The sequence below is a fragment of the Paeniglutamicibacter sp. genome (genome assembly GCF_046714615.1).
GTDB lineage: Bacteria > Actinomycetota > Actinomycetes > Actinomycetales > Micrococcaceae > Paeniglutamicibacter.
In genome coordinates, this window is the sequence record NZ_JBKKAP010000179.1 from 43102 (window position 1) to 53491 (window position 10390).

Genomic DNA, 10390 nt, shown 5'->3' on the forward strand with positions numbered 1-10390 from the left:
CATGAGGGCGTTTACTTAATTAACTTGTAGCAAGATGCCGGCGTCGCCCAGGCGCCCGGGCCGACAAGGGCCTGAAAGCAGGAGGGATGGGGCGGGACCCCCAATCAATGAACGCGAAAAAGATCTTTAACAGCTGGATCGTATGGGTGCTTCTGGGTGCCGCGGTGCTGCTGATTTTCCTGCCGACGCTTTTGGGCGGCAACTCCGGGCGCATCGACACCTCCGTTGGCATGCAATTGCTCAAGGACGACAAGGTCTCCGAGGCGAAGATCTTCGACGGCGAGCAGCGCGTGGACCTGACGCTGAAGAACCCGCTGACCATCGACGGCGAGGACAAGGGCAAGAACGTCTCGTTCTTCTACTCCCAGCCGCGTGGCACTCAGGTCGTTGACGCCGTGGACGAGGCAAGCCTGACCGGCTTCACCGACCAGCCCGTGCAGAGCAACTGGTTCACCTCCATGCTCGGCTTCATGATCCCGATGATCCTGATCGTGGGCCTGTTCTGGTTCATCCTTTCGCGTTCGCAGGGCGGCGGATCCAAGGTCATGCAGTTCGGCAAGTCCAAGGCGAAGCTGATCACCAAGGACATGCCCCAGGTGACGTTCGCCGATGTTGCAGGTGCCGAAGAGGCAGTGGAGGAGCTCCACGAAATCAAGGAGTTCCTGCGCGAACCGGGCAAGTTCCAGGCCGTCGGCGCCAAGATCCCCAAGGGCGTGCTGCTGTACGGCCCTCCGGGCACCGGCAAGACGCTGCTGGCCAAGGCCGTCGCCGGCGAGGCAGGCGTCCCCTTCTACTCGATTTCGGGCTCGGACTTCGTGGAAATGTTCGTCGGCGTGGGCGCTTCCCGCGTCCGCGACCTCTTCGAGCAGGCCAAGAACAACTCCCCTGCCATCATCTTCGTGGACGAGATCGACGCAGTCGGACGCCACCGCGGTGCAGGCATCGGCGGCGGCAACGACGAGCGCGAGCAGACCCTGAACCAGCTGCTGGTCGAGATGGACGGCTTCGACGCGACCACCAACGTCATCCTGATCGCCGCGACCAACCGTGCGGACGTCCTTGACCCGGCGCTGCTGCGCCCGGGCCGCTTTGACCGCCAGATCCCGGTGGAGGCACCGGACATGATCGGCCGCGAACATATCCTCAGGGTCCACGCCCAGGGCAAGCCGATGGCCACCAACGTCGACCTCAAGGCAGTTGCCAAGAAGACCCCCGGGTACACCGGCGCCGATCTGGCCAACGTGCTCAACGAGGCGGCGCTGCTGACCGCGCGCTCCAACGCCCAGCTGATCGATGACCGCGCCCTGGACGAGGCCATCGACCGCGTCATGGCCGGCCCGCAGAAGCGCAGCCGCCTGATGAAGGAACACGAGCGCAAGATCACCGCCTACCACGAGGGTGGACACGCCCTGGTGGCGGCAGCCATGCGCCAGACCGCGCCGGTCACCAAGGTGACCATCCTGCCGCGTGGCCGCGCCCTGGGTTACACCATGGTGGTGCCGGACGACGACAAGTACTCGGTGACCCGGAACGAGCTGCTGGACCAGATGGCCTATGCCATGGGCGGCCGCGTCGCCGAGGAGATCGTGTTCCACGATCCCTCCACCGGCGCCTCCAACGACATCGAGAAGGCCACCTCCACCGCACGTGCCATGGTCACCGACTACGGTATGAGCGAACGCATCGGCGCCGTGAAGCTGGGTTCCTCCTCCGGGGACGCCATGTACGGCCAGGCCGCGAGCCGCAACTACTCCGAGACCATGGCCAACGTGGTTGATGAGGAAGTTCGCACGCTCATCGACGCCGCGCACGACGACGCCTACGCAGCGCTGACCGAGAACCGCCACGTGCTTGACCGGCTGGCACTTGCGCTGCTGGAACACGAGACGCTGAACCAAAAGGAGATCGAGGAGATCTTCCACGACCTCGTCAAGCGCCCCGTGCGCGACGTCTGGCTGAGCAAGGACACCCGCCCGGTGCACGCCGCCGGTCCGGTCCTCTCCGCCAAGGAAATCGCCGCAGATGTAGCGGCCGACGCAGCGGCCGCCGCTACCGGCGGCGTCACCGGCGAGTAACCGATCGCACACACACGCTAGGATCTGAAGGGTGAACGAGATCGATCAGTTTGAAGATGACAACGCCCAGGGCGCCGGCGGTGTGGATTTGGTCCGCATTGAAAAAGCGGTGCGGGAGATCCTCCATGCCATTGGCGAGGACCCGGACCGCAACGGGCTGGTGGAGACGCCCAAGCGCGTGGCCAAGGCCTATGCGGAGTTCTTTTCCGGACTCCATGAGAACCCGGCGGACCACCTGAGCACCACCTTCGATATCGAACACGACGAGCTGGTCCTGGTCAAGGACATCCCGTTCTACTCGACCTGCGAACACCACCTGGTGCCGTTCCACGGCACCGCCCACGTCGGCTACATCCCCGGCCCCGAGGGCAAGGTCACGGGCCTGAGCAAGCTGGCCCGCCTGGTGGAGGTCTTTGCCCGCCGCCCGCAGGTCCAGGAACGCCTGACCACCCAGATCGTCGACGCACTCATGGAGCACCTGAGCCCGCGCGGCGCCATGGTCGTGATCGAATGCGAACACATGTGCATGTCCATGCGGGGCGTCCGCAAACCGGGCGCCAAGACCGTCACCAGCGCCGTGCGTGGCCAGCTACGCGAACCGGCCACCCGCGCAGAGGCCATGAGCCTCATCCTCGGAAAGTAGATAAACCCCATGTCACTTGGAGCAATCCCCGGAACCGGTCCGGCCACCAGCCCCCTGCCGGTCATCAAGAAAATCACGGCCCGCACCCTGGCCGACCTGCCCGCCGACCGCACCCTGGTCATGGGCATCCTGAACATCAACGAGGATTCCTTCTCGGACGGCGGGAAGTACCTTAACACCGACGATGCGATCTCCCACGGCCTGCGCATGTACTACGGCGGGGCCGACATCATCGACGTCGGGGGGGAATCCACCCGCCCGGGGGCAGTGGCGGTGGACCCGCTCGAGGAGCAGAAGCGCATCCTGCCGGTCATCAAGGCGCTGGCCAAGGCCGGGGCGATCATCTCGGTCGACACCATGCACACCTCCACCGCCCGCGCCGCCCTTGAGGCCGGCGCACACATCATCAACGACGTCTCCGGGCTGACCCACGAGCCGGACATGCCGGCGCTGATGGCCGAGACCGGCGCCCCCTACGTGCTGATGCACCGGCGCGGGGACGCCGCCACCATGGTCACCGAGGCCAATTACACCGACGTGGTCTCCGAGGTCATCGAGGAGATGCTTGCGCTGCGCGAGCGCTTTGTTGCCGCCGGGGTCAAGCCCGAGGCGCTGATCCTGGACCCGGGACTGGGCTTCGCCAAGGACCACGAGCACAACTGGGAGCTGCTCAACGCCCTGGAGCGCTTCACGGCGCTGGGCCACCGCGTCCTGGTGGGCACCAGCCGCAAGCGCTTCCTCGGCGCCCTGCTGACGGTCGACGGCAAGCCCGCCGCCCCGACGGAGCGCGACGCCGCAACCGCAGCGACCAGCGCGCTTGCGGCGGCCAACGGCGCCTGGGGCGTGCGCGTGCACGACGTGCCCTCCTCCCTGGACGCCATCAAGGTCGCCCGCGCCTGGTCCGCGGCCCGCGTTCCGGCACTCTAGGAAGCAAGGGGCGCCGGGAGCACCATGCGCAGCGACACCATCACCCTCACGGGGATCACCGCCATCGGGCACCACGGCGTCTTCGAGCACGAGAAGCGCGACGGACAGCCCTTCACCCTCGATATCGTGCTGCACACCGACATCCGGAAGGCCGCTGCCAGCGACAATGTCGCCGACACCGCGCACTACGGGGAACTCGGTGAACTCGTGGTTGCCCAGATCCAGGACGGGCCCTGGGACCTGATCGAGACGCTGGCGGAGAAGACCGCCGCGGCGATCCTTGCGTCCTTCCCCACCGTCTCGGGGGTGGAGGTCATCGTGCACAAGCCCAAGGCCCCGATCACCGTGACCTTTTCCGACGTCACGATCCACATCCACCGCGAACGGGAGTGAGCCCGATGGTCTCCTGCATCCTTGCCCTGGGTTCCAACCTGGGCGAACGTGCCGGAACGCTCCAGGCCGCGGTCGCGGAGCTGGCCGCCGCCGCGGGCATCGAGTTGGTGGGCGTCTCGGACACCGCGGTGACCAAGCCCGTGGGCGGGCCGGCCGGGCAACCCGACTTCCTGAACCTCGTGCTGCGCGTCAACACCACCCTGGCCCCGCTTGAGCTGTTGGCCGCCTGCCAGGAGATCGAACTGGCGCACCACCGCACCCGCGAGGTGCGCTGGGGGCCGCGCACCCTTGACATCGACGTGATCACCTACGGGGACGAAACCAGCTCGGACCCGGTGCTGACCCTTCCCCACCCGCGGGCCTCGGCGCGCGGATTCGTGCTGCTGCCGTGGTCCTGGATGGAACCCGGCGCCGTGCTGGCAGGAACGCCGGTGGCCGAGCTGGCCGCCGCCGCAGCCGACACCCCGGGCATCAAACGTGCCGAAGCGGGGGCCTAGGGCCATGAATTCGCTGCGGCCCCTGTGGGTCTTCACGGTGCTGGTGATCGGCATCGTCTCCGGCTACGCCCTGCAGATATTTGCCACGACCCGGGGCTACCCGGTGCCCGTGCTGCACTGGACCTCGCTGGTGACCATGGGGGCTGCAGCCCTGTTCACCCTGGTCATGGGCATCCGCATCAAGGCCTTCACCTCGGGGCGCAGCAAGAAGCGCGTACACCCGATTGCCGCGGCACGGACCCTGGTGCTGGCCCAGGCCAGCGTGTATGCAGGGTCCACGATCGCCGGATGGCACGGCGGGATCCTGTTGGGGCTGCTCACGGCAGCCGGGATGGGCAGCGAGGCGGTGAAATCATCCTTGGTGATGATCGGCGGCGCGCTGGCGATGGTTATCGTGGGATGGGTTGTGGAACAGTTCTGCAAGCTGCCCCCGGAAGATCCCTCAGACCCGGCGGCCAAGACCGAGGGCAAGGACGAGGAAGGCTATGCCGCAGGAACCAATTGACCCCGCCGGAATCCACTGGACCCGGGTGTCCCCGAGCTACGCGAAGGTCCGCATGGCGGGTTGGGCCATTGGCGCGCTGGTGACGCTGGTGGTGCTGTGCATTCCGCTGGTGCTGAACCGGGTCGGGGTGTGGACAGGACTCCCGCTCTGGCTGGCCGTCACAGTCCCCGCCGTCGTGCTGGCCATCGAGATCGTGCGCCTGGTGTTGATCCCGCGGCAGGTCGCCGCGATCGGCTACGCCGAACGCCAGGACGACCTGCTGGTGCGCCAGGGACTGATGTTCCAAAGGGTCCTGGTGGTCCCGTACGGGCGGATGCAATTCGTCGACGTGGCGGTGGGCCCGATCGACCGGATGCTGGGGCTGTGCAAGGTCAAGCTGCACACCGCTGCCGCCGACGCCACCGCGGAGATCCCCGGCCTGCCGGTGGCCGAGGGCACGCGTTTGCGTGAGCAGCTTGCGGCCCGCGGCGAATCGCGTTTGGCCGGGCTGTGAACCCCGAACCAGCGCCGGAGCTCCGCGGCCCCGAGATGCCGTGGCACCGGGTCCACCCGGTCTCGCCCCTGGTGCGCGGCTGGCTCGCGGTGGTTGCCATCGCCTTCGTCTACGGGCAAAACACCGTCTCCTCCTTCTTCGGCGACGAGGATCCAAGCCCCGGGCGCGGCTTCGTCTCCGGCGCCTCGCTGCTGGTTTCGCTGCTCTTTGGCGGCGGGATCCTGGTGCTGATCCTGTTGGGGTTCCTGGGCTCCTGGTGGTTCACCAAGTACCAGATCACCGACCGCCACGTGAACGTCAATTCCGGCATGGTCTTCCGCCAGCAGCGCCAGGCACGCATCGACCGGGTGCAGTCGATCGACATTGTCCAGCCGCTGGTCGCCCGCATCTTCGGGCTTGCCGAGCTGCGCTTTGACGTCGCCGACTCGGGCTCCGCCGCCATGAACCTGGCCTTCGTGAAGCTTTCCGAGGCCCACGAGCTGCGCAACGCGATCCTGGCCCGCGCAGCCGGGCTGAAGGCAACACCTGTGCCCCCGGCACCCGCGGCCCCGCCGGCGACAGCTGCAGGGGACCCGGGTCCCGCCGCCGCGCAGGGTCAGGAATCCGGTCCCGAGGCGCAGACGCCGTTCCCTCCCGCCGATGCGGCACCTCGCACCGCCCTGGCCGCCAGCGAGCGCGTGGTCGCAAGCGTCCCGTTGGGCCGGCTGGCCGGTTCCATCCTGTTGCGCCCCTCCACCGTGGTCATGGTGCTGGGCATCATCGGGCTGGCCATCGGCATGTCAACCATCGACGGCTTCGCACCGTTCTACCTGCTGCCGGCGCTGCTGGGCATGGCGGGCGCGCTGTGGAACAACCTCAACACCGGCTACAACTTCAAGGCGGCCACGAGCGCCGACGGATTGCGCCTGGGCTACGGGTTGCTGGACACCCGCCACCAAACGGTGCCCCCGGGCCGGGTCCAGGCCATCAAGGTCTCCGCGCCCTTCCTCTGGCGGCGGTTGGGCTGGTACAGGGTCACGGTGAATGTTGCGGGCATCGGCGGCGGGGCCGCCAACGACGCCGAGCAACGCAGCGTGCTGCTGCCGGTGGGCACCTACGAGGACGTGCTGGCGGTGCTCTCGGTGGTGCTGCCTGCCCCCGGCGTCGAGGCGCCGCGCGAATTCTTTGCCGCTGCCATCAACGGAAGCGGCACCGACCACGGCTTCGTGGTGTCCCCGCCCAGGGTCCGCCCGCTCTCCCCCCTGGCGTACCACCGGCAGGGCTACGCGCTGACCGACACCGCGCTGGTGGCACGCAACGGCGCGCTGCACCGCACCATCGCCATCGTGCCGCATGCCCGCACCCAGGGCCTTTCCCTGCGGCAGGGCCCGCTGGCGCGGCGCCTGGGCGTGGTGGACCTGTCGCTGGCCACGATCCCGGGGCCCGTGGTGCCGCTGGTGCGCCAGCTCGACATCGACGCGGGACGGGCATTGTTCCTGGAACAGGCCGACCGCGCCGCCGCGGCGCGGAAGCAAACCGATTCAAACCACTGGCTGGGGGACGCATGAGGAACACGGGCAAGCCTGGACGGCTGGGGGTGGGCGTCATCGGCGCCGGCAAGGTCGGCGCCGTGCTGGGTGCCGCCTTGCGCGCGGCCGAGCACCAGGTGGTTGGCGTCCATGCCGTCTCCGAGGCCTCGCGGGAACGTGCCGAGATGCTCCTTCCGGATGTGCCGGTGCTGGAGATCCCCGAGATCCTGCGCCGCGCCGAACTGGTCATCCTGGCGGTTCCCGACGACGCGTTGGCGGACCTGGTCGCCGGGCTTGCCGCGGCCGGGCACTGGCAGGCCGGCCAGCTGGTCGTCCACACCGCCGGGCGCTACGGCACCGAGGTGCTGGCCCCGGCGATGGCTGCAGGCGCCATCGGGCTGGCGATCCACCCGGCCATGACGTTCACCGGGATGAGCATGGACCTGGAGCGGCTGGGCGACTGCGTCTTCGGTGTCAGCGCCTCGAACATGGTTCTTCCCATCGCCCAGGCGCTCGTGGTGGAAATGGGCGGCGAACCGGTGGTCATCGCCGAGGAGGACCGCGTCAAGTACCACGCGGCCCTGTCGCACGCCTCCAACCACCTGGTGACGGTTGCCGGGCAGGCGGCGGGCATCCTGGCGGGCATCGGCGTCGAGCATCCCGAGCGGGTGCTGTCCGCGCTCATGCGTGCCTCGCTGGAAAATGCGCTGGCTTCAGGGGAGGGCGCGCTGACCGGGCCGGTGGCCCGCGGGGACGTGCAGACGGTTGCCGCGCACCGGGCCGCACTGGCCGGAGAGGACATCGGCGAGGACACCCGGGAGGGCTACCTGGCCATGAGCCGGGCGACCGCGCTCCGCGCCCATGCCCGCGGGTTGATCAACAGGGAGACCCTCGACGGGATCCTGGCCGCATTGGGCGCACCGACACACTAGGTCCATCGGCGGAACCGGCGGATAAACTGGGCCGGTGAGCACACCAGCAGATCCCGCCAGCCGCACCCCCCGCATCGTCCGCACCGCAGCCGAGCTTTCGGCGGCGATTTCCCGGGCCATCGAGTCGAAGGCGCCGGCGCGGGGCACCGCCACCCTGGGGCTGGTGCCCACCATGGGCGCCCTGCACTCGGGACATGAGTCCCTGGTGTCCGCCGCCCGGGCGCAGAACGACGTGCTGGTGGTCAGCATCTTCGTCAACGAGCTGCAATTCAATGATGCGCAGGATTTCGCCAGGTACCCGCGCACCCTCGAGGCCGACGTCGAGATCCTGGCCCGCGCCGGCGCCGACATCGTCTTTGCCCCCGAGGCGGCCGAGGTCTACCCGGATGGCCGCCCGCTGATCAAGCTCGATTCCGGCGCGCTGGGTTCGAAGTTCGAGGGGGCCTCGCGCCCCGGGCACTTCGACGGGATGCTCGCCGTGGTGGCCAAGCTGCTCCACTTTGCCATGCCCCCTGCCACGCTCGGGGTCCCCGTTTCCTACCGCGCCTACTTCGGGCAAAAGGATGCGCAGCAGCTGGTGCTCATCAACCGCATGGTGGCGGACATGAACTACCCCGTCGAAATCCGTTCGGTGCCGATCATCCGCAGCACCGAAGGCCTGGCCCTTTCCAGCAGGAACCAATTCCTTACCGCGGAGCAGGTCAAGGCGGCGCTGGTGATCCACCGGGCACTGGGCCTGGTCAGGGACCGGGCCGATCGCCACGAACCTCTCCATCTGGAGGACGCAGCGGGGCTCTTCGAGATGGAACCGCTGGTGGAGCTGGACTACTTCGAGCTGGTTGACCCGAACACCTTGCAGGAGCTGGCCTTCAATTGCCAGGACACCCCCTTCACCGGAGAGGGATTGCTGCTGGTGGCGGCGAAGGTCGGCGAGGTCCGGCTGATCGACAACATGACACTGGGCTACTGACCTTTCCTGCCCGGTTCGCCTATGCGGTATCCCAAAGTCGGGCAGCCTGCAGCAGCAACGAACGGAAGCCGGCAAGGTCGGCAATGATCTCCGCGGCGCTTTGCCCAGCCACCGACAGCCCCGCCGACTGGCCGGCATAGACAGGCGCCAAGGATATGTCGGCCTTCGCGCGGGCGTCGTTGATGGAGTTGGTCAGGGCATCGTTTGCCCCGACGACGGCGCCGAGGGCCTCGAGGTCTTCGGCCCAGGTGTCGCTGAAGTCGTTGCGAAGGGCCCGGCCGCCGTATTCAAGCGGCCAGTCAATGCGCTGGGCGATGTCAAAGGCGCGGGTGTAGAGGGTGTCATCAATGCCGGCGGCCCCAATGGCTTCCTTGATGTTCCGGTGGCTGATCGATTCCGTCGCTGCGGCAAAGCGTGTGCCGATCCATGCGGCCGAAGCACCGGCACCCAGTACGGCGGCGACCCCGGCCGCCGTGGCCAGGCCTCCGGCGGCAATGACCGGCTTGGAGGTTTTCTCCAGGGCCAGCTGGAGAAGGGGAAGTGTGGAGACTTCATTGCGCCCATGTCCTCCGCCTTCATTCCCCCGGCAGATCACCACGTCGATGTCGTCCTCCAAGGCGCGGGAAAGTTCTGCTGCATTCCCGACCTGCATTCCCACCAAGGTCCCGGACTCATGTGCCAGCGCGGCGGCGGGGCCGGGCTCGCCAAAGCTGACGCAGACAAAGGACGGGCCATGTGCCAGAACATGCTCCAGGGGTTCCAAGTTCTTCGCCAGGACCCAGGCCATGAGCCCGGCACCCCAGCCCCGACCGGAGGACGAGGCAAGTAACGCCTCATTGTCGATCCATTCCTTGGTGACATCGCCACCGATGCCCAACATGCCAAAGCCGCCGGCCGACGATACCGCAGCGGCCAGTGCGCCGCCGGCCGCCCCGGCCATGGAGGCATTGAAGATGGGCTCGGTGTAGCCGAGCATCTGCTGCAAAGCGTTGACGGGATGGAGACTGGCCGATGCGTTTACTGGAAGTTCAGGCATATTTTCAGTCTATGACCGACTCCGTGATGTCGTTGTGATGCAGCGCTCAATTGATATTTTCTACCGAATGACTGGAAATTCAGTCCCAAGCCGGGGTCCGGCCCCGTGTTCCCGGGGTTTTGGTGCTCCGGCGGTGCAGGTGCCCGCCGTTTGGACATTCGGGCCGGATGCGCGTAGAGTTATTTCTCGCACCGAGCACCGCAACGTAGCCCGAAAGGGTGAAACGCGGAGCCGATTGCAAGGAATTCCAAATGAACTTCGGAAGTCGATTTGACTCCGGGTTAGAATGGGTCTAAGATAGTAAAGTTGCTCCAGAGCGAAGCGCCGGCAGGAATCATAAGCCCGGGTCGTGGAGGTTGGAAGCGTCTGTTGTTTGAGAACTCAATAGTGTGCCAAGTTTGTTGATACCAA

11 protein-coding genes are annotated in these 10390 nt (G+C 67.2%); 10 read left to right on the plus strand and 1 reads right to left on the minus strand.

Translation table 11 applies throughout. The features are described from left to right. Positions 1-107: 107 nt before the first annotated feature. Genes ftsH through panC form a run of 10 tightly spaced genes read left to right on the plus strand, consistent with a single transcriptional unit; the run spans position 108 to position 8943 of the window. On the plus strand, positions 108-2075 hold the full coding sequence (gene ftsH, locus ACLQ7E_RS21035) for an ATP-dependent zinc metalloprotease FtsH (RefSeq protein ID WP_411734531.1): 1968 nt from the start codon (positions 108-110) through the stop codon (positions 2073-2075). A gap of 40 nt (positions 2076-2115) precedes the next feature. Further along, the gene (gene folE, locus ACLQ7E_RS21040) at positions 2116-2718 is read left to right on the plus strand and encodes a GTP cyclohydrolase I FolE (RefSeq protein ID WP_411734541.1); all 603 of its coding nucleotides are present in this window, start codon (positions 2116-2118) and stop codon (positions 2716-2718) included. Positions 2719-2727: 9 nt separating this feature from the next. Next, positions 2728-3645, plus strand: a complete 918-nt coding sequence (gene folP / locus ACLQ7E_RS21045) for a dihydropteroate synthase (protein ID WP_411734532.1) — start codon at positions 2728-2730, stop codon at positions 3643-3645. A 24-nt stretch (positions 3646-3669) separates the two neighbouring features. After that, positions 3670-4038, plus strand: a complete 369-nt coding sequence (gene folB, locus ACLQ7E_RS21050) for a dihydroneopterin aldolase (RefSeq protein ID WP_411734533.1) — start codon at positions 3670-3672, stop codon at positions 4036-4038. A 5-nt stretch (positions 4039-4043) separates the two neighbouring features. Further along, positions 4044-4535 (plus strand): 2-amino-4-hydroxy-6-hydroxymethyldihydropteridine diphosphokinase, encoded by a 492-nt coding sequence (gene folK / locus ACLQ7E_RS21055; RefSeq protein WP_411734534.1) that lies wholly within the window; start codon positions 4044-4046, stop codon positions 4533-4535. Positions 4536-4539: 4 nt separating this feature from the next. Next, positions 4540-5040, plus strand: a complete 501-nt coding sequence (locus ACLQ7E_RS21060) for a DUF3180 domain-containing protein (RefSeq protein WP_411734535.1) — start codon at positions 4540-4542, stop codon at positions 5038-5040. Continuing rightward, positions 5021-5533 carry a PH domain-containing protein gene (locus tag ACLQ7E_RS21065; RefSeq protein ID WP_411734536.1) on the plus strand — a complete coding sequence of 171 codons (513 nt, stop codon included), beginning with the start codon at positions 5021-5023 and terminating at the stop codon, positions 5531-5533. Before ACLQ7E_RS21060 ends, ACLQ7E_RS21065 begins: the two co-directional genes overlap by 20 nt. Continuing rightward, positions 5530-7080, plus strand: a complete 1551-nt coding sequence (locus ACLQ7E_RS21070) for a PH domain-containing protein (RefSeq protein WP_411734537.1) — start codon at positions 5530-5532, stop codon at positions 7078-7080. The genes ACLQ7E_RS21065 and ACLQ7E_RS21070 overlap by 4 nt, the downstream gene beginning before the upstream one ends. Beyond that, complete coding sequence (locus ACLQ7E_RS21075) at positions 7077-7973, plus strand: Rossmann-like and DUF2520 domain-containing protein (protein WP_411734538.1); 897 nt, start codon at positions 7077-7079, stop codon at positions 7971-7973. The genes ACLQ7E_RS21070 and ACLQ7E_RS21075 overlap by 4 nt, the downstream gene beginning before the upstream one ends. Before the next feature lie 34 nt (positions 7974-8007). Further along, positions 8008-8943 (plus strand): pantoate--beta-alanine ligase, encoded by a 936-nt coding sequence (gene panC / locus ACLQ7E_RS21080; RefSeq protein ID WP_411734539.1) that lies wholly within the window; start codon positions 8008-8010, stop codon positions 8941-8943. A 19-nt stretch (positions 8944-8962) separates the two neighbouring features. On the opposite strand, the gene ACLQ7E_RS21085 is transcribed toward panC, so the two are convergent. Further along, a complete protein-coding gene (locus ACLQ7E_RS21085) occupies positions 8963-9979 on the minus strand; it encodes an NAD(P)H-dependent flavin oxidoreductase (protein ID WP_411734540.1) in 1017 nt (338 codons plus the stop codon). Positions 9980-10390 lie beyond the last annotated feature (411 nt).